The following is a 22,193-nucleotide window of genomic DNA, read 5'->3' as shown; positions in this document are numbered from 1 at the left end:
CGCGTTACCGCGTCAACTTCTGAGCGTGCCGGTTGTCCGCGGTCGCGTCCGCCTCCGACCAGGATTGCGGTTTGACCTTGTCGCCGGCCGCGAACTTCTGGAAGCCTTCGACCACGACCTTGTCGCCGGCCTTCAGGCCTTCGGTGACGAACCAGAGGCCGTCCTGCACCGAGCCGGTGCGCACCGGCTGCACGGCGATGTGGTTGTCGTCCTTGACGACGAACACCTCGCTGCCGCCGCCGCCATTGCGCTGAATCGCCTGCTGCGGCACCGCGATCGCGTCGGAATCGAGACCCTGGTCGATGCGAACGCGGACGTACATGCCCGGAAGCAGCTCGCGCTTGGGATTGGGGAACTCGCCGCGCAACGTCACCTGCCCGGTGTGGGCGTCGACCTTGGCGTCGGAGAACAGCAGCTTGCCGTCGAGCGAATAGATGGTGTTGTCGTCGAGCACGAGGCGCACCTTGGCGGCATCGGCGGCGATGCGCTCGAGGTCGCCGCTCTCGAAGGCGCGGCGGAGCTGGTTGAGCTCGGTCACCGACTGGGTGAAGTCGGCATAGATCGGATCGAGCTGCTGGATGGTGGCGAGATTGGTCTCGTTCTGCACGGCGAGCGCGCCCTCGCTGACGAGGGCCGCGCCGACCACGCCGTCGATCGGCGCGCGCACGGTGGCATAATCGAGATTGAGCTTGGCCCGCGCGAGCTCGGCCTTGCGGCCCTCGACCTCGGCTTGGGCCTGGCGTTCGGCGGCGATGGCCTTCTCGTTCTCGGCTTCCGGCGCGGCGCGATCCTTGGTGAGCGCGGCAATGCGGCGTGCCTGCTGCTGCGCCTGCATCGCAGCGGCTTCGGCCTTGGCGAGCGCGGCCTCGTTGGCCATGACCTCGACCTCGAACGGGCGCGGATCGATGCGGTAGAGCGGATCGCCGGCCTTCACCTCGCTGCCTTGGCGGAACAGGCGCTCGACCACGATGCCGGACACGCGCGGCCGCACGTCGGAGACGCGCGTCGGCGCGATGCGGCCCGGCAGCTCGCGCACCACGGCGCGCGCCTGCGGCTTGACCACGACGATGCTGACGTCAGGATCGGCAGGCGGGGCGGCGGAGACCGCGGAACTGGATTCTTCGCAAGCACCCAGCAGCGGCACAAGGGCCGCGAGCATCATTGCAACGCATGCCGATCGCGCGCGAAGTCCAGACATGGAGTGGTGTGCCCCGATATTGTTGAAACTGGTCGTGCTCGCGCGAGGCCCGTTCTGGGCCTTTTGCGCGCGGCTGATGGCGCCAAAATAGAATGCATCTGCTGCGATGCAACGCATGGCGCGGGCGGCTCAATGTCACACAGCTTATGACGTTGAGATCAGAAGGGATTTGCGCTGTCACTTGATTGTGAGTCGGGGTCCACCGGCGCGTGCTGCGACGGAACATCGCAATTACTCGGCGGCCTTCATCCGGTAGTGGCTGACGCCCCACTCCGTTCCGTCGGCGTAACCGAACAGGCCCGAGGTCGCGAGCAGGAACCAGCGCCAGCGCCGCATGTAGAGAGCGGTCTCCTCGCCGTGGACCCTGCGCAAGGAGGTCTCGATGGAATCGCGATGCGCATCGAAATTGGCGAGCCAGTCGTTGGCGGTGCGCTGGTAATGCGTGCCGCTCCAGCACCATTCCTTCTCGATGGCAAAGACATCGTCGAACTGCCTGACGAGGTGATGGCTCGGCATCAGCCCGCCCGTGTAGACGTATTGCGCGATCCAATCTTCGCGATCCGCCGGGTCAGGCAGGTGCGAGCCGGACCGGTGGGTGACCACGTGCATGAAGAACCGCCCCTCCGGCGCGAGCCATGACCGCGCGCGCGTCATCAGCTTGCGCCAGTTGCTCACCTGCTCGAACATCTCGACCGAGACGATGCGGTCGAACTGGCCCTCGGGCGCGAACACGTTCATGTCGGCCGTGACGACGCGCAAATTCAGCAGCCCGCGCAGCCGCGCCTCATCCTCGACATAGGCGCGCTGCGCCTGTGAGGCCGCGACCGCCATCACCGTCGCGTGCGGAAACTGCCGCGCCATCCACAGCGACAGCGAGCCCCAGCCGCAGTCGAGCTCCAGGATAGCCTGGCCGTCGGCCAGGCCGGCATGCTCGACGGTCTGGCGCAGCGCCTCCTCCTCCGCCTCCTGCAAGGTGGTCGCGCCGGTCTTGTAGAAGCAGGAGGAGAATTTTCGGTTGGGACCGAGCAAGGCGGCAAAGAACGCCGCAGGCGCCTCGTCATGCCAGGCCGCCGCTCCTTCGGCGATCGGCCGCAGCATCATCCGCCCGGCGAAGGCGGCATCGTCGCCGGGGCCCAGCACGGACAGGCGCGTCGCCGTGCGGGAGCACAGGCGGTGGATCGCGGCGCGGATCACCACGTCCGGCAGCGGCACACGCTCGGCAGTCCCGATGATCGCGGAAACGACGCTCATGCGCCCCCCGAACGGCGAACTCTGCAGAGACCTGCTTATCAAAGCGCCGCTTCCAGTCCGGGTTCCCCGAGCTATCCCCGAAATCGCTGCATCCGGCGCTTTTTTTGGGCCGGCGCTGTGCCATAGTGCGCGCCGCAAGCAGCTTACGTAACGGATGATACTGGCATGCGGTCTGGCACTTCCCGATCCACCATGGACATCGAGTACACCAAACTGTCCTCGCCCAGCGTCTTCCTGGTGCGGATGCTGGTCTTCCTGGTGCTCTGCACGCTGGTGAGCGTGGTGCTCTACAAGCAGATCATCCAGGCCTTCTTCGCTAATCCCGGCCTCAACGCCCTGATCGGGGGGGTGCTGTTCATCGGCATCATTCTGGCCTTCCGCCAGGTCATCCGGCTCTATCCCGAAGTCTCCTGGGTCAACAATTTCCGCGTCGCCGATCCCGGCCTGGCGCCGGCCCGCCACCCCAAGCTGCTGGCGCCGATGGCCGCGATCCTCGGCGGGGAGCGCTCGGGGCGGATGACCATCACCCAGACCACGATGCGGCACCTGCTCGATTCGATCGCGACCCGCCTGGACGAGGCCCGCGACATCTCCCGCTACATGACCGGCCTCTTGGTCTTCCTCGGCCTGCTCGGCACCTTCTGGGGCCTGATCGAGACGGTGGGCTCGGTGGGCAAGGTAATCGACGGGCTCAAGGTCGGGAGCGATTCCGGGGCGCTGTTCGACACGCTGAAGGAGGGCCTCGCCGCCCCGCTCGGCGGCATGGGCATCTCGTTCTCCTCATCGCTGTTCGGCCTTGCCGGCTCGCTGATCCTCGGCTTCCTCGATCTGCAGTCGAGCCAGGCGCAGAACCGCTTCTACACCGACCTCGAAGACTGGCTCGCCACCACCGTGCGCGAATATGGCAATGGCGAGGTGCCTGCCCCTTCCGGCGGCGGCGTCGCGGGCAGCGAGCTCCAGGCGGCGGTCGAGCGCCTGCGTTCCGTGCTCGAGGAAGGCAGCGCCGGCCGCGGCACCACGGCGGCGATGGCGAGCCTTGCCGAAGCAATCCAGGCGCTGGTCTCGCACATGCGCACCGAGCAGCAGATGATCCGCGAATGGGCCGACGGCCAGGGCGAGCAGAACCGCGAGATCCGGCGCCTGTTGGAACGGATCGCGCGCCAGCCCGAGAAGAGTTGAGCAACAATGGAGAGCGCGTGCCCCGGACGCAGCGCAGCACCAGAAGCGCGTCTACGCGCGTCTTCGACACGCTATGGTGATGCGCTGCCGAGCCGGGGCCCAGAATCTTCTACCTAACGCTGGGTCCCGGCTCAGCGGCGCATCGCCAAGGCGCTGCACCGCGTCCGGGACACGAGAGTGGAGACGGATGACATGGCTCTAGCGCGCGGCCGCCGTAGCGAAGGCGCCTTCAACTACTGGCCCGGCTTCGTCGACGCACTGTCGACGCTGGTGCTGTCGATCGTGTTCCTGCTGTCGGTGTTCCTCGTGGTGCAGTTCTTCCTGTCGCAGGAGGTCACCGGCAAGGACAAGGCGCTGGAGCAGCTCAACGCCAAGATCGCCCAGCTCAACGAGCTGTTATCGCTGGAGAAGCTCGGCAAGCTCTCGCTCGACGACCAGGTCTCGCAATTGAAGGCGGGCCTCGCCTCGGCCGAATCCGAGCGCGACCGCATCAAGGGTCTCTATGACGGCTTAGCTGCCGCCGGCAACGACGCGCAAGGCAAGACCGCCGAGCTCGGCAAGGCATTGGACTCGGAGAAGGCGGTCTCGGCGCGGGCGCTGGCGCAGATCGAGGTGCTGAACCAGCAGATCAGCGCGCTGCGCCGGCAATTGGCGGCACTGGAAGAGGCGCTCGATGCCTCGGAGAAGCGCGACAAGGAATCGCAGAGCCGCATCGCCGATCTGGGCTCTCGCCTCAACGTCGCCCTGGCGCAGCGCGTGCAGGAATTGTCGCGCTACCGCTCGGAATTCTTCGGCCGCCTGCGCGCCATCCTCGGCAACCGCCCCGACATCCGCATCGTCGGCGACCGCTTCGTGTTCCAGTCCGAAGTGTTTTTCGACACCGGCCAGGCGGTTCTGCTGCCCGAGGGCCGCGCCGAGCTCGACACTTTGGCAGCCGCGCTGATCGAGCTCGACAAGAAGATCCCGAGCGACATCCCCTGGGTGCTGCGCGTCGACGGCCACACCGACGTGCGCCCGGTCTACGGTCCGAACTTCAAGTCGAACTGGGACCTGTCCGCAGCCCGCTCGATCTCGGTGGTGCAATATCTGGTCTCGCTCGGCGTGCCCGCCCAGCGCCTCGTCGCGGCCGGCTTCGGCGAATTCCAGCCGCTCGATACCGGCAACACCGAGGAGGCCTACAAGCGCAACCGCCGCATCGAGCTGAAGCTGACGGAACGGTAGTGGTGGTGAAGGATACCACAGCTCGTCATTGCCGGGCTCGACCCGGCAATCCATCAAGGAGAATTCTTTCGAAGTGGATGGATGGCCGGGTCAAGCCCGGCCATGACGGGAGTATCCCGATGATCCACCTCCGCCCCTACGCGGCCTCCGACGAGGCTGCCGCGATCGACCTCTGGCATCGCACCTGGCAGCAGGCCTATCCGCAGATCGACTTCGCCGCACGGCTGGACTGGTGGCGCGAGCGCTGGCGCAAGGATCTGGTGCCGAAAGCCCACATCGTGGTGGCGGAGCAGGACGGCGCGCTCACCGGCTTCGTCACTATCGACGGCGAAGGCTATCTCGACCAGCTCGTGGTCGATCCCGCGCACTGGGGATCGGATGCCGCGCGGTTGCTCGTCGATGAAGCCAAGCGCCTGTCACCCTCGGGCGTCACGCTGCTCGTCAACAAGGACAATGCCCGTGCCATCCGCTTCTACGAGCGCAACGGCTTTGCCCATGCCGGCGACGATGTGAACCCGACCTCGGGGCGGCCGGTGCTGAAGATGGTTTGGCGGGCGTAGGTCACGGACTCCCGTGCCCCGGACGCAGCGCAATGCGTTGCAGAGCCGGAGCCCAGAGTTGCTGGGTCCCGGCTCTGCGGAGCGGCACTGCGCGCCGCGCCGCGTCCGGGACACGAAAGTTCGCTAGCAACGACGGACTGTGGGGCCCTCACGCGCCCTCGAACTGCAGCCGCGCCAGCCGCGCATAGAGTCCGTTCGCGGCGACGAGCTCGGCATGCGTGCCGTCCTCGACGATCCGGCCCTGGTCCATCACCAGGATGCGGTCGCAGGAGAGCACGGTGGCGAGGCGATGGGCGATCACCAGCGTGGTGCGGTGGCGCATCAGCTCTTCCAGCGCGGTCTGCACCAGCGTCTCGCTTTCGGCATCGAGCGCGGAGGTGGCTTCGTCCAGCAGCAACAGCGGCGCGTCGCGCAGGATGGCGCGCGCGATCGCGATGCGCTGGCGCTGGCCGCCGGAGAGCGTCACGCCGCGCTCGCCGAGCGCGGTCTCGAAACCTTCGGGCAGGCGGCGGATGAATTCGGCGGCATGGGCGAGCTCGGCGGCGCGCTCGACCTCGGCATCGGTCGCATCAGGCCGGCCGAAGCGGATGTTCTCGCGGGCGCTGGCGGCGAACACCACGGATTCCTGCGGCACCAGTGCGATGCGCGCGCGGAAATCCGCAGGCTCGGCGGACCTGACCGGCACGCCGTCGAGCGAGACCGTCCCGCTGCGCGGGTCGTAGAAGCGCAGCAGCAGATGAAAGATGGTGCTCTTGCCGGCGCCGGAAGGACCGACGATCGCGACCTTCTCGCCGGGGCGCACGGTGAACGAGACGGCATCGAGCACCTTGACGTCGGACCGTGCCGGATAGGCGAAGCTGACCCGGTCGAAGCCGACCTCGCCGCGCGCCGGCACCGGCAGCGCAAGCGGCGCCGCAGGCGCGGCGATCTCGGGCCTGACGTGGAGGATCTCGAACAGGCGCTCGGCTGCGCCCGATGCCGCCGAGACCTCGCCCCATACCTCGCTGAGCTGGCCGAGGCCCGCTGCGGCGAACACCGCATACAGCACGAACTGACCGAGCCGGCCCGGCGTAATCGTGCCGGTGAGCACGTCATGCGAGCCGATCCAGAGGATGGCGACCACGCTTGCGAACACGATGAAGATGATGATCGCCGTCAGCACGGCGCGGGCCTGGGTCGAGGTGCGCGCCGCTTCATAGGCCTGCTCGACCTCGCCGCCGAAACGCTTCTCGGCAAATTGCTCGCTGGTATAGGCCTGCACGGTGCGGATCGCGCCGACCAATTCGCCCGCATAGGCGGAGGCATCGGCGAGCGTGTCCTGCGCATTGCGCGACAGCCGCCGCACCCAGCGCCCGAACGCCACCAGCGGCAGCACGATCAAAGGAATCGCCAACAGCACGAAGCCCGACAGCTTCGGGCTCGTGATCACCATCATCGCCGTCGCGCCCAGAAACATCATCAGGTTGCGCAGCGCGATCGAGACGGAGGCGCCGACGGCCGATTTCAGCTGGGTGGTGTCGGCGGTGAGGCGCGAGATCAATTCGCCGCTGCGCGCGGAATCGAAGAAGGCGGGGGACAGCGACAGCAGATGGGCGAAGACGTCGCGCCGGAGATCGGCGACGATGCGTTCGCCGATGGTCATCACGAGGTAGTAGCGCGCGGCGCTCGCGATCGCGAGCACGGCGACGACCGCGAGCATGACCGAGAAGTAGCTGTTGATCAGCTCGATGCCCTCGGGCGTCAGGCCGAAATCGATCATCCTGCGCACGGCGACCGGCACCAGCAGCGTGGTCAACGCTGCGATCGTGAGCGCGACGAAGGCCAGCGCCGCGCGGCCGCGATAGCGGCTGACATACGGCGCGAGCGCGAGCAGCGGCCGCAGCTTGGCGCGGCCCTTGGCCGGCGCTTCGATCAGCTCGGCCTCGATCGAGGGGGTGTCCGCGGCGTTCATTGCAGGCCGTTCGACGTCCCGGTCATCCAGCCGTTCCACTGCGCTCATGATAATCCGACCCGTTGCATTGATCTGCTCCCAATAGGCCGGTGCAGGAGTAGTGGCAAATCCGGGAAGTCCCTTAGGGACAAACCCGGTCCGGCCGCGCCGGCATGGCTTGTTTTGCGGGGTTTCGTGGGGTATAGAGCCGCCCAAATCCGTCATTCGCGAGCCACCCAAGAAGGCGCCGGAGCGCCGAGGAATTGCCATGAAAGCCGAAATTCATCCGAATTATCATACGATTAAGGTCGTCATGACCGATGGAACCGAGTACCTGACCCGCTCCACCTGGGGCAAGGAAGGCGACACGCTGAACCTCGACATCGACCCGAAGTCGCACCCGGCCTGGACCGGCGGCTCCGCCCAGATCATGGACCGCGGCGGCCGCGTCTCGCGCTTCCAGAAGAAGTTTTCGGGCTTCCTCAAGAAGGATTGAGCCGGCCGCAAGGCTGGAGACAAAAACGCCCCCGGGAGACCGGGGGCGTTTTTGTTTGTGCCGTCATTCCGGGGCGGCTCGCAGAGCCGAACCCGGAATCTCGAGATTCCGGGTTCGCGCTTCGCGCGCCCCGGAATGACAGCGCTAGACCCTACCGCTCGAACGCGGCCTTCAGGGCATTGAGGTGCGGCACCAGCGGGTTGCCGATCGCGGCCTGCTCGGCCGGCGGGGTATGGATCGTGCTGTCGAGGCGGCGGACGCGGGTCTGCAGGCTCATCGAGCGATGGATCAGGTCCTGAAGCTGCGTGGGCAGCTTCTCGATGGTGTCGGCGGGGCCGGGATCGGCGGCGGTGAGCTTGACCTTGGTCTTCTCGCGGTTGGCCTGGCTCAGCGTCATCTCGCCTTCCTTGACCGCGCGGTGCAGCAGCAGCCAGGAGGCGAGCTGCATCAGGCGCGTGGTGAGGCGCATGCTCTCGGTCGCATAGGTGAGGCTGACGGCGCGGTCGAGCGCCTTGGCCTCGACGCGGCCGGCGCCGTCGAGATAGGCGGCGGTCTCCTCGACGAGGTCCATGCCCTCACGGAACAAATTGCCGAACGCCGCAGAATTGGTGAATCGCTCGCTGAGCTGAACGAGAGCGCCCTCGGCCTGCAAACGTTCCATGGTTAACGCCTCTTACGCAACTGTTTGACCGCCCGGCTTTGGCGCCGGCTTATGATGAACAAATCATTGCGCGGGCGAGACGCGGAGTCCAGTGACAAGCGCGGATATGGTTTCTGCGGGTCAATCCTTTCGAATGCAACCGGGATGAGACGCCCAAAGCAGGCAGTGGACGCAAAAAAGAGCCGCCGGAGACCGGCGGCTTTGAAAGTTGATAACAGGGAGGCGTCAAACAGAGTGGACAGGAGCCACTCGGTGTCCAAACGAGGACAGTTCCAGTCATAAACCCGAAAGCTTAATTGCAAGTAAACGAGCTAAATTTTTGGGAGTTCGTTAGCCATGTCGGCCAGTGGCCGAGGGACGTGCGGAACAAACGCTCCGCCGTCATTCCGGGGCGCGCGGAGCGCGAGCCCGAAATCCATAACCACAGGAAGATGGAGTGGCCCGACTGCCAGTTTCAACGGCTTGTGGTTATGGATTCCGGGCTCGGCGCTGACGCGCCGCCCCGGAATGACGAGGCGGAGAAAGTTCGGCCCAAGCGTCCGGGAAGTCGTTGTGTGGCGACCACTACGACTTGAAAATACTGTTCGCCGCATCGCGCGAGGCGCGTTTCCTGGTGGCGGCTTCTTCCAATCTTGCGATCTCGGTCTTGAGCAGCGCCACGCGCTCGGTCAGTTCCTCCACTGACAAGAGTGAGAGGTCCTGCCCAATCTCATGGCTGATCTTCTTGCGCGGGCGGTCGTCGTCTTCGATCGGCATCGTCGTTCCTCCTGTCGTCCGCGGACCGGACCACACGGTCTAAGGCGGTTGCCAGCCTGCACCGCGCTGGCTAAGCAAGGGCCTCGTTTCCTCCCGCACCTTTGCTCAAGGACACATCATGGACAAGCTGCCCGCGCAAATGACCGTGGTCGCCATCTCCAAGCCCGGCGGGCCGGAGGTGCTGGTGCCGGAGCAACGCAGCGTTCCGCAGCCCGGTCCCGACGAGATCCTGGTCAAGGTCGAAGCTGCCGGCGTCAACCGGCCCGACGTGGCGCAGCGCTCCGGCGCCTATCCGCCGCCGCCCGGCGCCAGCGACCTGCCCGGCCTCGAGATATCGGGCGAAGTGGTCGCCGTCGGCAGCAATGCCAAGCGGCACAAGGTCGGCGACAAGGTGATGTCGCTGGTCGCCGGCGGCGGCTACGCGCAATACTGCATCGCCCAGGACGCCCAGGCGATGAGCGTGCCGCCGGCGCTGTCGATGAAGGAAGCCGGCGCGCTGCCGGAAACCCTGATGACGGTCTGGCACAACGTGTTCGAACGCGGCGGCCTCAAGGCCGGCGAGACCCTGCTGATCCATGGCGGCTCTTCCGGCATCGGCACCCTGGCGATCCAGCTTGCCAAAGCCTTCGGCGCAAAAGTGTTCGTCACCGTGGGATCGCAGGACAAGTGTGATGCCTGCCTCAAGCTGGGGGCCGACCGCGCCATCAACTACAAGACGGAAGACTTCGTCGCCGTGGTCAAGGAAGAGACCAACAAGGAAGGCGTCAACCTGATCCTCGACATGGTCGCCGGCGACTATGTCGATCGCAACTATGATGCCGCGGCGGTCGACGGCCGCATCGTCCAGATCGCGACGCTCAACGGCCCCAAGGTCAGCGTCAACATCGCGAAGGTGATGGTCAAGCGCCTGACCCATACCGGCTCGACCTTGCGCCCCCGTAGTAATGCGGACAAGGCGGCGATGGTGGCTGCGATCGAAGAGAAAGTGATGCCGCTTTTGCGCGAAGGCCGCATCAAGCCGGTGATGGACAGCACTTTCCCGCTGGAAAAGGCGGCGGACGCCCACCGCCGCATGGAGACGAGTGCACATATTGGCAAAATTGTGTTGCAGGCCTAGGCCGCCGGCCCACAGGGCAAGCCGGAAACCCTTTGATTTTCCTCGCTTTCGTGGCATCTATCGCGACGCACCGAACCACATCGGATCGGTCTGAAATCGACTTCTAGATTTGCCTTGCACTGACGAGTTTGCGTCGAACGCGGAGAACCGACCTTGCGTCTGATCAGGTGCCTCGCGCCCCTCGCGCTGGGCTTCATGATTCTTGTCGCCGCGTATCCCGCGCGCGCGCTCGACGCCGTCAGCGTCCGTAGCGACGCGCCCGCGATCGACCTCACCGGCGTGCTCGAGCATCAGCGCAGCGACGCCGATCGCATCCAGGTCTCCACCGCGCCCGGCACCGACGGCATCGTCCGCCGCATCGAGGTGCGCGCCCGCGAAGGCGGCCAGAACTGGGTGGTGTTCGCGCTCGCCAACAACACCGACGACCAGCTCGACCGCCTGATCGTCGCTCCGCACTATCGCATCGTTTCCTCGGGATTGCTGTGGCCGGACCTCGGCCTGTCTCGCATCGCGACCATCACGCCCTCGATCGGCGACCGGCCGGAACGGCAGGAAAGCGCCACCGCGGACGTGTTCCGCATCACGCTCGACCCCGGCGCCGTCGTCACCTTCGTCGCGGAGCTGCGCACCGACAAGCTGCCGCAGCTCTATCTGTGGGAGCCGGAAGCCTACAAGGACAAGGTCAACTCCTTCACGCTCTACCAGGGCATCGTGATCGGCATCTCCGGCTTGCTCGCGCTGGTGCTGACCATCCTGTTCGTGGTCAAGGGCAGCATCATGTTCCCGGCGGCGGCGGCGCTGGCCTGGGCGGTGCTGGTCTATATCGGCGTCGATTTCGGCTTCTGGGGCAAGGTGCTCGACATGTCGAACAACGCCGAGCGCATCTGGCGCGCAGCGGGCGAAGCGATCCTGGCGGCGACGCTGCTGGTGTTCCTGTTTGCGTACCTCAACCTCAGCCGCTGGCACGTGCGCTATTCGCACATCACGGTCGGCTGGCTCGCCTTCCTCGGCTCGCTGGTGGCGCTCGCCCTGTTCGACCCGGCGGTGGCTTCCGGCATCGCGCGCATCTCGCTGGTGCTGATCGCCTTCGCCGGCTTTGCGCTGATCGTCTATCTCTCCACCCACGGCTTCGACCGCGCCGTGCTGTTGATCCCGACCTGGTTCCTCCTGGTGGTCTGGGTAGTCGCGGCCGGCATGACGGTGGCGGGCTCGGTCACCAACGACATCGTCGGCCCTGCCCTGCTCGGCGGCCTCGTGCTGATCGTGATGCTGATCGGCTTCACGGTGATGCAGCACGCCTTTGCCGGCGGCGGCGCCAGCACGGGCGTCGTCTCCGACATCGAGCGGCGCGCTTTGGCGCTGGCCGGCTCCGGCGATTTGATCTGGGACTGGGACGTCTCGGCCGACAAGGTCTTCACCAGCCCGGAGACCGAGGCCCTGCTCGGCCTCAAGCGCGGCACGCTGGAAGGCCCGGCCGCCTCCTGGCTCGAGGTGCTGCATCCGCTCGACCAGGACCGTTTCCGCGCCGCGCTCGACAGCGTGCTCGACCAGCGCCGCGGCCGCCTGGTGCAGGATTTCCGCCTGCGCACCCCGGACGGTCATTTCATGTGGTTCGCGCTCAAGGCGCGCCCGGTGGTCGGCTCGGACGGCGAGGTCTCGCGCGTGGTCGGCACGCTCACCGACGTCACCGAGCTGCGTAATGCCGAGGAGCGCCTGCTGCACGATTCCGTGCACGACAATCTCACCGGCCTGCCCAACCGGAAACTGTTCATGGACCGGCTGGGCGCGGTCGCGCATTTCGCCAAGACCATGCCGACGCTGCGGCCGACGCTGATGGTGATCGACCTCGACCGCTTCAAGCAGGTCAACGATTCCGTCGGGATTGCGGTCGGCGATTCCATCCTGCTCACGCTGGCGCGCCGCCTCACCCGCATCCTGAAGCCGCAGGACACGCTGGCGCGGATGGCCGGCGACCAGTTCGGCCTGATCCTGCTGTCGGAGCAGGACCCGGCCCGCATCACCGCTTTCGCCGAGACCATCCGCAAGACCATCCGCGCGCCGATCGCCTTCAACGACCGCGAGATCTTCCTCACGGCCTCGATCGGCCTCGCGCTGTCCGATCCGCAAACCCAGCTCACGGACGAGATCATCAAGGACGCTGAGCTTGCGATGTATCATTCCAAGCGCATCGGCGGCGACCGCATCGACGTCTACAAGCCGGCGATGCGGGCGCGCAAGACCGACCGCCTGACGCTGGAGAGCGAATTGCGCCGCGCCATCGAGCGGCAGGAGATCACGATCCTGTACCAGCCGATCGTGCGGCTGGAGGATCGCTCCATCGCGGGTTTCGAGGCCCTGGCGCGCTGGGACCACCCAAAGCTCGGACGCATGGCGCCCTCGGAGTTCATCACCATCGCCGAAGAGACCGGGTTGATCGTCGACCTCGGCATGTTCGTGCTCGACCAGACCGCCAAGCAGCTCTCGGTGTGGCAGCGCGCGATGCGCTCGCACGAGCCGATCTTCGCCTCGGTCAACGTCTCCTCGCGGCAGCTGCTGCGCCACGACCTGATCCACGACATCCGCACCGTGCTGTCGCGCTCCTCGGTCGCGCGCGGCACGCTCAAGCTCGAGCTGACGGAATCGCTGGTGATGGAGAATCCGGAGCACGCAGCCCAGATGCTGACCCGGATCCGCGAGCTCGGCACGGGACTGTCGCTCGACGATTTCGGCACCGGCCATTCCTCGCTGGCCTATCTGCAGCGCTTCCCGTTCGACACCATCAAGATCGACCAGTCCTTCGTGCGCACCACCAGCCGCGGCACCCGCCCCGTGATCCTGAAGTCGATCATCGCGCTCGCCCACGATCTCGGCATGGACGTCGTCGCCGAAGGCGCCGAGACCGATTCGGACGCAGTCGAGCTCTACCAGATGGGCTGCGAATACGCGCAAGGCTTCGCCTTCGGCGAGCCGATGGACGCGGACGCAGCGATGCGGCTGCTCACGGAAGTGCGGCTGGAAGCAGCGAGCTGATTGCTCTCTTACCCTCCCCTGGAGGGGGAGGGTCGATCGCGCGCAGCGCGAGCGGGGTGGGGTGATCTCTCCACACGGGCACTGTTGGAGGTGGAGAGACCTTCACCCCACCCCGCTACGCATTCCGCTTCGCTACATGCGTAGCGACCCTCCCCCTCCAGGGGAGGGTGGCAGCGTGCCGCGTGCCGCAGCATCACCGCCGTCGCTCACCCTTCTGTTTCCTGAACCGCACACTCTGACCATCCGGCATGCGCGTTGCGACGAAGCCGGCGGCGAGGCAGGCTTCGCGTTGCGGCATCTGGATGTCGGGGCTGCGCAGGCTGTCCCACCATGAGGCACGCTGGGCCGCGCGCGGCAGCGCCGCGCCGATGATTTCCTCGATCTGCTCGAAGCTCAGCACGAACTCCTCCTGCTTCTGCCGCAGCAGATAATCGCGCAACGCGTCGTAGTCGTTCACACTCGTCCTCTCGTCCGGGGCGAAGGGTCAGGCTGCTCAAAACCGTCAGCCGCATAAACCGATTCTTAACTCATTGCGGCAGCGCCGTCGCGGCTTAAACACTACTCAAGCTTTCGGGCGCATCCACTATGGACAGGAGCGAAGCGATGTTCTCTGGATGGCGCGACGTTGCGGCCCGCCGGCCGTGGCGGATTTCGGCGAAGCTGCTGATCATCTCGTCCGTGGTGACGGTGATCGGCTTTTCCGCCATTTGCGTCAATGTCATGCTCGACATGCGCCGCGGCGAGGAGGCGCTCGCACGCCAGACGCTGGAGAACCTCGCGACCACGATCGATTCCGACGTCAGCCGCAACGTCGAGATCTATGATTTGTCGCTGAAGGCGGTCGCCGGCAACATGCTGCTGCCGGAGCTGGCGACGGTCTCGAAGCCGATCCGTCACCTGATCCTGTTCGACCACGCGACCACTGCCAGGCATTTTGGTGCCATCCAGGTATTCGACGCCGAGGGCCGGCTGACCATCGATGCCTCCACGCTCGATCCCCTGCCGGAGGACCGCAGCGAGGAGGACTATTTCAGGGTTCACCGCGACAATCCCGGCGCGGAGCTGTTCATCAGCCGCCCCATGCTGTTTCGCGGTGCCTACTCAATCGTGCTGAGCCGGCGCATCAGCGATGCGGACGGCGGCTTCATGGGCGTCGTCGCCGGCTCGATCCGCTTCAGCTATTTCCACGAATTGTTCGATCGGCTCCACCTCGACTCCGACGACACCATCACCGTGCTCAAGCGCGACCGCACCATCATCATGCGGCGGCCGTTCGATCTCGACATCATCGGCACGAACCTGAACGATCGCCAGAACTGGAAGGCCGACAATCTCAGGGTCGGCGTCGCCTATTCGGGACAAGGCCCGGTCGATACGACGCCGCGACTCTATGTCCGCAGCAGCAACAGCGGACCGCTGTTCGTGGTCGCCGGCAAGCCGCTGGCCGCGGTGTTCGCGCTCTGGCAGAAGGAGGCGCTTCGCATCGGCGCCGTGGTGCTGGCGCTCATCCTGTTCGTGCTGGGATCGACCCTCGTGCTCGCGCGCGAGATCGGCCGACGCGCCGAGGCCGAGCGCAAGCTCGAGGAGTTGGCGACGACGGACGCGCTCACGGGCCTGAAAAACCGCCGCAAGTTCGATTCCGTCATCGACGTCGAATGGCGGCGCGCCATGCGTCAGAAGGAGCCGATCGCGCTGCTGATGATCGATGCCGATCACTTCAAGGCCTACAACGACACGTTCGGCCATCAGGCCGGCGACCAGGTGCTGGTCGGCATCGCCATCTGCATTTCCGATTCGGTGAGCCGCGCTGGCGATTGCGCGGCGCGCTATGGCGGCGAGGAATTCGCCGTGCTGCTGCCGAACACCTCGGCCGCCGTCGCCTTCAAGGTGGCGGAGACGATACGCCTCAAGGTGCAGGGTTGGTCAGACGATCGGGCAATGTCGACGGTGTCCTGCGGCATCGCCAGCCTCGTCCCGGCCGCCGGCATGGATTGGACGATGCTGGTTGCCGCCGCCGACAAGGCGCTCTACGCCGCCAAGGCCGGCGGACGCAACCAGTCGGTGGTAGCGACCCTGCCGCAGCTGTCGCTGGTGGCGTGAGGCCACGCCGTCATTCCGGGGCGGCTCAGAGAGCCGAACTATGGTGCGCAATTGCGCACCTGAGAATCTCGAGATCCCGGGTCCGGTCCTTCGGACCATCCCGGGATGACATCGAAGGCATCTGCCTTCGATGTTACTGCCCCAGATACTTCTTCATCTCCGCGACCAGGCCGTCGCGCAATTCCGGGCGCTTCATGCCATAGGCGATGTTGGCGCGCAGGAATCCGGGCTTGGAGCCGCAATCATGGCGCTCGCCCTCGAACTCGACGCCATAGAATTTCTGCGTCTTGGCCAGCCCGATCATGGCGTCGGTGAGCTGGATCTCGCCGCCGGCGCCGCGCTCCTGGGTTTCCAGGATCTTGAAGATCTCGGGCTGCAGGATGTAGCGGCCGGTGATCGAAAGGTTGGAGGGCGCGGTGCCCTTGGCCGGCTTCTCGACCATGCCGTCGACCTCGAACATCTTGCCGTTGCGCTTGCCGACGCCGCAGATGCCGTATTGATGGGTCAGGTGATCGGGCACCGCCTCGACCGCGATCAGATTGGATTTCTCGCCGAGCGAGGACGCCAGCTCGATCATCTGCTTCAGACAGCCGGGCGTGTTGAGCACGAGCTCGTCCGGCAGCACCACGGCAAACGGCTCGTCACCGACGATGTCGCGCGCGCACCAGACCGCGTGGCCGAGGCCGAGCGGCGCCTGCTGGCGGGTGAAGCTGACCGCACCGGCTTCGGGCTGGTTCTGCGCCAGAATATCTTGCTCGGCTTTCTTGCCGCGCGCGGCCAGCGTCGTGTCGAGCTCGAACATCCGGTCGAAATGATCCTCAATGACAGCCTTGTTGCGGCCGGTGACGAAGACGAAGTGCTCGATGCCGGCTTCCTTCGCCTCGTCATAGACGTATTGGATCAGGGGCTTGTCGACGATGGTCAGCATTTCCTTCGGCATCGCCTTGGTGGCAGGCAGAACGCGGGTGCCGAGGCCGGCGACGGGGAATACGGCTTTGCGAATTTTCATGGGATCGATCGAATACCTGAGGACGTGAACGGAGCAATGGCATCTTGCTAGCTTGTTTGCAGCCGCCAACAAAGGCGGATGTGGGGCCTCGCCCCGACAGAGTTAAGAAAAACGCCGTCACCAAAATTTCACCTTTGTTAAGCTATTGGCAACGCCTACCAGGCCTCCTGATGGCGGAATTTCAGGCGGACGGGTGGGACATAATGCAATCAGTGGCACAACTGGCAGGACGGGCTTGGTCCGTGACCGGCGCAACGATGATTGCGGCGGCTTTGCTGCTGCCGGCTTGCGCGCAAGCCCAGGCGCAGAACGGCCTGTCGAACCTGTTCGGCGGCATCTTCTCCGGCTCGAATCCGGCGCCCTCGCAAGCCCAGCCCGGCCCCGGCGGCGCACAGCCCTGGAGCGGCGAGGACGGCGCCTCCGGCCATCCGCTGATGACGGCCGCCGCGATCCGCGAGGCCGCGGGCAATTTCGACAATTGCGTCGCGGCGATGTGGCCGGATGCTGCACGACGCGGCATCAGCCAGGAGAACTTTCAGCGCTTCACCGCCGGGCTCTCACCCGACCTGCGCATCATGGATCTCATGGATTCGCAGCCGGAATTCACCAAGTCGATCTGGGACTATCTCGACATCCTGGTGAACGACAACCGCCTCGCCAAGGGCCGCGAGATCCTCGCCAAGTACAAGGCGCAGTTCGACGCCACCGAAAAGGCCACCGGGGTCGACCGCACCATCATCGCCTCGATCTGGGGCATCGAGTCCAATTACTCGACGCAGATGGGCGACCGCAGCGTGCTGCAATCGACCGCGACGCTCGCCTGCATCGGCCGCCGCCAGGCCTATTTCAAGGACGAATTCCTCTCCGCGCTGGAGATCCTCAACCGCGGAGACCTGCGTCCAGAACAGCTGCGCGGCTCCTGGGCCGGCGCCTTCGGCCCGACCCAGTTCATGCCGACCGCGTTCAAGCGCTTCGCGGTGGACGGCGACGGCGACGGCCGGCGCGACGTCGTCGACAATCCGGCCGACCTGATCGCCTCGACCGCCAACAATCTGAAGAAGGACGGCTGGCAGCCCGGCCAGACCTGGGGCTACGAGGTCGTGGTGCCGCAAGGCTTCAACTACATGCTGGCCGACCGCGCCAAGGCGATGCCGATCGCGCAATGGGAGAAGCTCGGGCTCAAGCGTCCGAACAATCAGCCTTTTCCGCATCCGGCGGAGAAGGCCTACCTGCTGGCACCGGCCGGCGCGCAGGGGCCCGGCTTCCTGATGCTGCAGAATTACCGCGTCATCATGAAGTACAACCCGGCCGAGGCCTATGCGCTGGCGATCGGACATTTCGCCGACCGCCTGCGCGGGGGACAGCCTTTCGTGCAGCCCTGGCCGCGGCAGGAGCGCGAGCTGTCGCGCACCGAGCGGCTGGAGCTGCAGCAGCTGCTGGCCCAGCGCGGCTTCTACAAGGGCACCCCGGATGGCCAGTTCGGCGGCCAGACCAGGGAGGCCCTGCGCAACTTCCAGGCCTCGATCGGCGTGCCCGCCGACGGTTTTGCCTCGTCCGACGTGCTGGACCGGCTGCGCGGGCGGTAAAATCGCGCCTGAAGTAACCTTGAAGCGGGATTTTGACGGTCAGCCTTGACGCCGGCGATTGTTCCCCCGTCTATGGACAAGAATCTGCGATGGAATTTGCCCGTTTGGCGCCTGATTCCGTTATTATATCGAGCTAGCTCCGATCCCCCATTGCGCGTGCCCGAGATCGCATGTCGAAGAAGTCCCTGTTCAAGGCGCTGACCGAGACCGGCCCGTTGATCGCGCTGGGGACGGCGCTTGCGATCCTGGTGTCGGTGGCGGCACCTGCTTCGGCGCAGTTCTTCAACTTCCCCGGCTTCGGCGGTCCGCCGCAGCGTTCGGCCCCACCACCGCCACCACGGGGCGGCGGAGGTGGCGGCTGGTTCGGCGGCGACTTCTTCGCACCGTTCCAGCAGCAGCCGCCGCAGGCGCCGCGCCAGGATTTTTCGCGCGCGCCGGCACCGGCCAAGCGCGACACCATCCCCGAGAAGAACGTACTGGTGATCGGCGACGCCATGGCCGACTGGCTCGCCTATGGCCTCGAAGACGCCTACGCCGAGCAGCCCGACATGGGCGTGATCCGCAAGCACAAGACCACGTCCGGCCTGATCAAGTACCAGCCCAAGGGCGAGCCCGCGGACTGGGCCGCGGCGGCGAAGGGCATTCTGGAGACCGAGAAGCCCGACGTGATCGTGGTCATGCTCGGCCTCAATGACCGCATTGCGATCCGCGAGCCTGTCGCCGACAAATCCGACAAGGCCTCGGAGAAGGACAAGAAGAACGACAAGGGTGCGCGCGCCAAGCCGCAAGCAAAGCCCGGCGACGCCAAGCCCGGCGAGACCAAGCCCGGCGACAGCGCCGCCAAGCCGGACGACAAGCCCGCCGATGCCGACCTGCCGCAGGACGACGCCGACAATTCCGACACGCCGGCGGCCGCGCCGGAAAAGACCGCGCGCAACCCGAACGGCCTCTACGAATTCCGCGACGAGCGCTGGGTCGAGCTCTACGGCAAGAAGATCGAGGAGCTCGCGGGCGTGCTCAAGGCCAAGGGCGTGCCGGTGCTCTGGGTCGGCCTGCCCGCAGTTCGCGGACCGAAGGGCACCGCGGACACGCTGTTCCTGGACTCGCTGTACCGTGAGGGCGCGGCCAAGGCCGGCATCACCTATGTGGACGTCTGGGACGGCTTCGTCGACGAGGCCGGCCGCTTCCTGCAGAAGGGCCCGGACTTCGAGGGCCAGATCCGCCAGCTGCGCAGCTCCGACGGCGTCTATTTCACCAAGGCCGGCGCGCGCAAGCTCGCGCATTATGTCGAGCGCGAGATCACGCGCCTGCTTGCGGGGCGCTCCGGCCCGATCGCGCTGCCGAGCGAGCCTGCGACGCCCGACACCAGCGCCGAGCCGGGCAAGCCCGCGCCGCGACCGCTGGCCGGGCCGATCGTGCCGCTGGTTGCAGCCTCGATCTCGACCGATCAATTGCTGGGCGGACCAGGCACGCGTCCGGCCGCAGTCGATGCGCTCGCCGCCAAGACCATGGTGAAGGGTGAGCCGCTGGCAGCTCCCGCCGGCCGCGCGGACGATTACGCCTGGCCGCGTCGGGAAGTCGGCCGCGAGCAGGCCAAGGGCGATACGCCGATGGCGGCAACGACGCCGGACGGCGGGGCAGCTCAGGGCGCACCGGCCGCGGCCGCCGCGATCGCGCCGCCAAAGCTCGCGCCGAAGAAGCCGCAGGTCGCCCCGCAGCTGCCGGCCCAGGCAACGCCCTCATTCCGTGATTTCTTCGGCTTCGGCTCGCCGCAGCCCCCGCCGGCCCCGCGCCAGCTGGCCCCAGCGCCAGGACCGCGCTATCCGAATCCGAACCCCGCGATCCCGCGCCCGCCGGCGAATGTCGGGCGGTCGGCGGAAGTGGTTCGGTAGTTCTTCGTTGGTGAATGCGTGTCATTCCGGGGCGCGCGTAGCGCGAACCCGGAATCCATCGTGCACCAACAACGCCGATGAATGGATTCCCGGCTCGCGCCAAGAGGCGCGCCCCGGAATGACGTAGGAGTGGCTCAGCCGTAATAGCGCCAGCGTGACGGCGGGCGGCGGGCGGGACGCGACATCAGCAGCGCCAGCGCGAAGCCGATGCCGCCGGCAACCAGCAGCGCGCCGAGCGGGTTGTCCTGCACCTTCTGCGCGATGGCCTTCGAGCCGTCGCGGAACGTCTCGCCGCTGTTCTCGTAGGCGTCCTTGGCATAGCCCGCGGCAGTGTCCGTGGCGTCGCGCACGGCATCCTTGGCCTGGCCGTAGAGATTCTGCACCGTGCCCGCAGCTTCCCGCGCCTTGCCCGACGCCTGCGTCTTGGCATCGTCTGCCATGTCTCCGATCGCGCCTTCCGCGCGTCCGGCATATTCCTTTGCCGATCCAACAATCCGATCCGTGTCCATGATGATCCTCCTCGGTGGTCAGCCGAAGTAACCGATCAGACGCAGCGCAGTTCCTTGGCCTTGCCTACAGAATGAGGCCGCCATCGACGACGAGCGTCTGGCCGATGATGTAGGACGACAGCGGTGAGGCCAGGAACAGCGCCGCGCCCGCCATGTCGGCCGGCGTGCCCAATCGCCGCAGCGGGATGCGTGCGAGCGCGCTTTCGAGCCGCTTCGGATTGTCGGTCGTCACCTTCGTCATCTTGGTGTCGACGAGCCCTGGCGCGATGCCGTTGACGCGGATGCCGTCCTCGGCCCAGGCCTCGCCCAGCGTGCGCGTCAATCCGACCGCACCGGTCTTCGAGGCGTTGTAGGCGGGATTGCCCATGGTGGAATGATAGGCCGCGGTCGAGGACACGATGATCAGCGCGCCCTTCGCGTCCCGCAACATGGAATGAAAGCGCGTCGCGCAGGCCATCAGGCTCATCAGGTTGACCTCGACGACCTTGCGGAAACCCGCCATCTCGAATTCGCCGCGGCGGTAGATCACCGCGCCCTGTGCGAGCACCAGGATGTCGAGCCGGTCGAACGATGGCTTGAATGCTTCGATCGCGCCGGAATTGCCGACATCGAGTTGCGCGTAAGCAAGACCTTCGAGATCGGAGCCTTCGTCGGCTGAATATTCCGTTGCATGAGCACGCGTGCCGCAAACCGCCACTGCTGCGCCCTTGGCGCGAAAGGCCTGCGCGATGCCGTTGCCGATGCCGCTGGAACCGCCGACCACCAGCACCTGCTTGCCTGAGAAATCGAGCTCGTTTGCCATTCCCGGCCTCCCCGGTTGTTTTCTGCTTGTTTGACCTGTCTGCGGATCGATGCCAGCCTTGTCAATCATAACAACAGCCAGCTCAGTGCGAGGCAGCAGCATGTCCGACTTCAGGGAGCTCAGCCGGTCCGTGAAAGGCCTGACCGTGCTCGTCACCGGCGCGGCCAGCGGCATGGGGCGCGCCACCGCGCGCGTGTTCGCTGGCGAAGGTGCGAACGTCGCCGTCACGGATTTCGACGAGCAAGGCGCGCATGACGTCGCCAAGGAGATCGCGGCGAGCGGTGGCACGGCAAGGCCGTGGAAGCTCGATGTTGCCGACGGCGGCGAAATCAAGCGCGTGGTCGGCGATGTCGCCGCGCATTTCGGCGCCCTCGACATCGTCGTCAACAATGCCGGCATCTCGGTGCGAGTCGCGATCGACGATGAGGCCTATGAGGACGCCTGGGCGAAGGGCATCGCCGTGATGCTGACGGCGCATCCGCGCATCATCCGCGCCGCGCTGCCCTACCTGCGCAAGTCGAAGAGCCCGCGCATCGTCAACATCGCCTCGACCGAGGCGCTCGGCGCCACCGCATTGCACAGCCCGTATTCGGCCGCGAAGGGTGGCGTTGCGAGCCTCACCCGCTCGCTGGCGGTGGAGCTCGGCCGCGAGGGCATCACCGTCAACTGCATCTGCCCGGGGCCAATCCGCACCGGAATCACCAACCGCATCCCGGAGGAGCACAAGACCATCTACGCCAAGCGCCGCACCGCACTCGGCCGCTACGGCGACCCTGAAGAGGTCGCGCATATGACGCTGAGCCTGTGCCTGCCCGCGGCGTCCTTCCTCACCGGTGCGGTGATCCCGGTCGACGGCGGGCTGATGGCGCGGAACGCGTGAGAGGCATGCGCGCGGC

The 22,193-nt window shown here is 66.3% G+C and carries 19 protein-coding genes; 10 read left to right on the top strand and 9 right to left on the bottom strand.

What is annotated here, in order from left to right:
• Window positions 1-4: 4 nt before the first annotated feature.
• Both HZZ13_RS16630 and HZZ13_RS16625 read right to left on the bottom strand, forming a co-directional pair.
• Window positions 5-1,198 (bottom strand): efflux RND transporter periplasmic adaptor subunit, encoded by a 1,194-nt coding sequence (locus HZZ13_RS16630; protein WP_197960628.1) that lies wholly within the window; start codon window positions 1,196-1,198, stop codon window positions 5-7.
• 231 nt (window positions 1,199-1,429) lie between these two features.
• Window positions 1,430-2,449, bottom strand: coding sequence for an SAM-dependent methyltransferase (locus HZZ13_RS16625; RefSeq protein WP_197960627.1), 1,020 nt, complete (start codon window positions 2,447-2,449; stop codon window positions 1,430-1,432).
• 165 nt (window positions 2,450-2,614) lie between these two features.
• Here HZZ13_RS16625 and HZZ13_RS16620 point away from each other — a divergent pair, with 165 nt between their 5' ends.
• The 3 genes from HZZ13_RS16620 to HZZ13_RS16610 all read left to right on the top strand — a co-directional run bounded on the left by HZZ13_RS16620 (window position 2,615) and on the right by HZZ13_RS16610 (window position 5,409).
• Window positions 2,615-3,628, top strand: coding sequence for a flagellar motor protein MotA (locus HZZ13_RS16620; protein WP_197960626.1), 1,014 nt, complete (start codon window positions 2,615-2,617; stop codon window positions 3,626-3,628).
• Between the two features lie 192 nt (window positions 3,629-3,820).
• Window positions 3,821-4,849: a peptidoglycan -binding protein gene (locus HZZ13_RS16615; protein ID WP_197960625.1), complete on the top strand. Its 1,029-nt coding sequence runs from the start codon at window positions 3,821-3,823 to the stop codon at window positions 4,847-4,849.
• A gap of 113 nt (window positions 4,850-4,962) precedes the next feature.
• Window positions 4,963-5,409 (top strand): GNAT family N-acetyltransferase, encoded by a 447-nt coding sequence (locus HZZ13_RS16610; RefSeq protein ID WP_197960698.1) that lies wholly within the window; start codon window positions 4,963-4,965, stop codon window positions 5,407-5,409.
• Between the two features lie 148 nt (window positions 5,410-5,557).
• Here HZZ13_RS16610 and HZZ13_RS16605 read toward each other — a convergent pair whose 3' ends face one another.
• Window positions 5,558-7,408, bottom strand: coding sequence for an ABC transporter ATP-binding protein/permease (locus HZZ13_RS16605; RefSeq protein ID WP_197960624.1), 1,851 nt, complete (start codon window positions 7,406-7,408; stop codon window positions 5,558-5,560).
• Window positions 7,409-7,607: 199 nt separating this feature from the next.
• On the opposite strand from HZZ13_RS16605, the gene rpmE reads away from it, so the two are divergent.
• Window positions 7,608-7,835 (top strand): 50S ribosomal protein L31, encoded by a 228-nt coding sequence (gene rpmE / locus HZZ13_RS16600; protein ID WP_027573780.1) that lies wholly within the window; start codon window positions 7,608-7,610, stop codon window positions 7,833-7,835.
• A gap of 151 nt (window positions 7,836-7,986) precedes the next feature.
• Here the strand turns inward: rpmE and rcdA are convergent, their stop codons facing one another.
• Window positions 7,987-8,496, bottom strand: a complete 510-nt coding sequence (gene rcdA / locus HZZ13_RS16595) for a protease adaptor protein RcdA (protein WP_197948094.1) — start codon at window positions 8,494-8,496, stop codon at window positions 7,987-7,989.
• A 564-nt stretch (window positions 8,497-9,060) separates the two neighbouring features.
• Complete coding sequence (locus tag HZZ13_RS16590) at window positions 9,061-9,252, bottom strand: DUF1192 domain-containing protein (RefSeq protein WP_197960623.1); 192 nt, start codon at window positions 9,250-9,252, stop codon at window positions 9,061-9,063.
• 118 nt (window positions 9,253-9,370) lie between these two features.
• On the opposite strand from HZZ13_RS16590, the gene HZZ13_RS16585 reads away from it, so the two are divergent.
• Window positions 9,371-10,369: an NAD(P)H-quinone oxidoreductase gene (locus HZZ13_RS16585; protein ID WP_197960622.1), complete on the top strand. Its 999-nt coding sequence runs from the start codon at window positions 9,371-9,373 to the stop codon at window positions 10,367-10,369.
• 153 nt (window positions 10,370-10,522) lie between these two features.
• A complete protein-coding gene (locus HZZ13_RS16580; RefSeq protein ID WP_197960621.1) occupies window positions 10,523-13,399 on the top strand; it encodes an EAL domain-containing protein in 2,877 nt (958 codons plus the stop codon).
• A gap of 193 nt (window positions 13,400-13,592) precedes the next feature.
• Here the strand turns inward: HZZ13_RS16580 and HZZ13_RS16575 are convergent, their stop codons facing one another.
• Window positions 13,593-13,856, bottom strand: a complete 264-nt coding sequence (locus HZZ13_RS16575; RefSeq protein ID WP_036021774.1) for a DUF7662 domain-containing protein — start codon at window positions 13,854-13,856, stop codon at window positions 13,593-13,595.
• A 146-nt stretch (window positions 13,857-14,002) separates the two neighbouring features.
• Here HZZ13_RS16575 and HZZ13_RS16570 point away from each other — a divergent pair, with 146 nt between their 5' ends.
• Window positions 14,003-15,499, top strand: a complete 1,497-nt coding sequence (locus HZZ13_RS16570) for a sensor domain-containing diguanylate cyclase (RefSeq protein ID WP_197960620.1) — start codon at window positions 14,003-14,005, stop codon at window positions 15,497-15,499.
• A 133-nt stretch (window positions 15,500-15,632) separates the two neighbouring features.
• Here the strand turns inward: HZZ13_RS16570 and HZZ13_RS16565 are convergent, their stop codons facing one another.
• On the bottom strand, window positions 15,633-16,508 hold the full coding sequence (locus tag HZZ13_RS16565; protein WP_197960619.1) for a UTP--glucose-1-phosphate uridylyltransferase: 876 nt from the start codon (window positions 16,506-16,508) through the stop codon (window positions 15,633-15,635).
• A 203-nt stretch (window positions 16,509-16,711) separates the two neighbouring features.
• Here HZZ13_RS16565 and HZZ13_RS16560 point away from each other — a divergent pair, with 203 nt between their 5' ends.
• Entirely contained in the window at window positions 16,712-18,094 is a 1,383-nt protein-coding gene (locus HZZ13_RS16560) for a lytic murein transglycosylase (protein ID WP_197960618.1), read from the top strand.
• Window positions 18,095-18,264: 170 nt separating this feature from the next.
• Window positions 18,265-19,986: an SGNH/GDSL hydrolase family protein gene (locus tag HZZ13_RS16555; protein ID WP_197960617.1), complete on the top strand. Its 1,722-nt coding sequence runs from the start codon at window positions 18,265-18,267 to the stop codon at window positions 19,984-19,986.
• 134 nt (window positions 19,987-20,120) lie between these two features.
• Here the strand turns inward: HZZ13_RS16555 and HZZ13_RS16550 are convergent, their stop codons facing one another.
• Window positions 20,121-20,495: a CsbD family protein gene (locus HZZ13_RS16550; protein ID WP_197960616.1), complete on the bottom strand. Its 375-nt coding sequence runs from the start codon at window positions 20,493-20,495 to the stop codon at window positions 20,121-20,123.
• Window positions 20,496-20,559: 64 nt separating this feature from the next.
• Complete coding sequence (locus HZZ13_RS16545; RefSeq protein ID WP_197960615.1) at window positions 20,560-21,297, bottom strand: SDR family NAD(P)-dependent oxidoreductase; 738 nt, start codon at window positions 21,295-21,297, stop codon at window positions 20,560-20,562.
• A 100-nt stretch (window positions 21,298-21,397) separates the two neighbouring features.
• Between HZZ13_RS16545 and HZZ13_RS16540 the strand changes: the two genes are divergently transcribed.
• Window positions 21,398-22,177, top strand: a complete 780-nt coding sequence (locus HZZ13_RS16540) for an SDR family NAD(P)-dependent oxidoreductase (RefSeq protein ID WP_197960614.1) — start codon at window positions 21,398-21,400, stop codon at window positions 22,175-22,177.
• The last annotated feature ends 16 nt before the right edge of the window (window positions 22,178-22,193 follow it).

It is taken from the genome of Bradyrhizobium agreste, from assembly GCF_016031625.1.
Lineage (GTDB): Bacteria > Pseudomonadota > Alphaproteobacteria > Rhizobiales > Xanthobacteraceae > Bradyrhizobium > Bradyrhizobium agreste.
This window is presented reverse-complemented; position numbering and strand designations above follow the sequence as displayed.

Excerpts from the sequence above, each read along its gene's own strand:
- HZZ13_RS16630 (WP_197960628.1), bottom strand. The coding sequence starts at position 1,198 with ATGTCTGGACTTCGCGCGCGATCGGCATGCGTTGCAATGATGCTCGCG.
- HZZ13_RS16625 (WP_197960627.1), bottom strand. The coding sequence starts at position 2,449 with ATGAGCGTCGTTTCCGCGATCATCGGGACTGCCGAGCGTGTGCCGCTG.
- HZZ13_RS16620 (WP_197960626.1), top strand. The coding sequence starts at position 2,615 with ATGCGGTCTGGCACTTCCCGATCCACCATGGACATCGAGTACACCAAA.
- HZZ13_RS16615 (WP_197960625.1), top strand. The coding sequence starts at position 3,821 with ATGGCTCTAGCGCGCGGCCGCCGTAGCGAAGGCGCCTTCAACTACTGG.
- HZZ13_RS16605 (WP_197960624.1), bottom strand. The coding sequence starts at position 7,408 with ATGAGCGCAGTGGAACGGCTGGATGACCGGGACGTCGAACGGCCTGCA.
- rpmE (WP_027573780.1), top strand. The coding sequence starts at position 7,608 with ATGAAAGCCGAAATTCATCCGAATTATCATACGATTAAGGTCGTCATG.
- rcdA (WP_197948094.1), bottom strand. The coding sequence starts at position 8,496 with ATGGAACGTTTGCAGGCCGAGGGCGCTCTCGTTCAGCTCAGCGAGCGA.
- HZZ13_RS16590 (WP_197960623.1), bottom strand. The coding sequence starts at position 9,252 with ATGCCGATCGAAGACGACGACCGCCCGCGCAAGAAGATCAGCCATGAG.
- HZZ13_RS16585 (WP_197960622.1), top strand. The coding sequence starts at position 9,371 with ATGGACAAGCTGCCCGCGCAAATGACCGTGGTCGCCATCTCCAAGCCC.
- HZZ13_RS16570 (WP_197960620.1), top strand. The coding sequence starts at position 14,003 with ATGTTCTCTGGATGGCGCGACGTTGCGGCCCGCCGGCCGTGGCGGATT.
- HZZ13_RS16565 (WP_197960619.1), bottom strand. The coding sequence starts at position 16,508 with ATGAAAATTCGCAAAGCCGTATTCCCCGTCGCCGGCCTCGGCACCCGC.
- HZZ13_RS16560 (WP_197960618.1), top strand. The coding sequence starts at position 16,712 with ATGCAATCAGTGGCACAACTGGCAGGACGGGCTTGGTCCGTGACCGGC.
- HZZ13_RS16555 (WP_197960617.1), top strand. The coding sequence starts at position 18,265 with ATGTCGAAGAAGTCCCTGTTCAAGGCGCTGACCGAGACCGGCCCGTTG.
- HZZ13_RS16550 (WP_197960616.1), bottom strand. The coding sequence starts at position 20,495 with ATGGACACGGATCGGATTGTTGGATCGGCAAAGGAATATGCCGGACGC.
- HZZ13_RS16545 (WP_197960615.1), bottom strand. The coding sequence starts at position 21,297 with ATGGCAAACGAGCTCGATTTCTCAGGCAAGCAGGTGCTGGTGGTCGGC.
- HZZ13_RS16540 (WP_197960614.1), top strand. The coding sequence starts at position 21,398 with ATGTCCGACTTCAGGGAGCTCAGCCGGTCCGTGAAAGGCCTGACCGTG.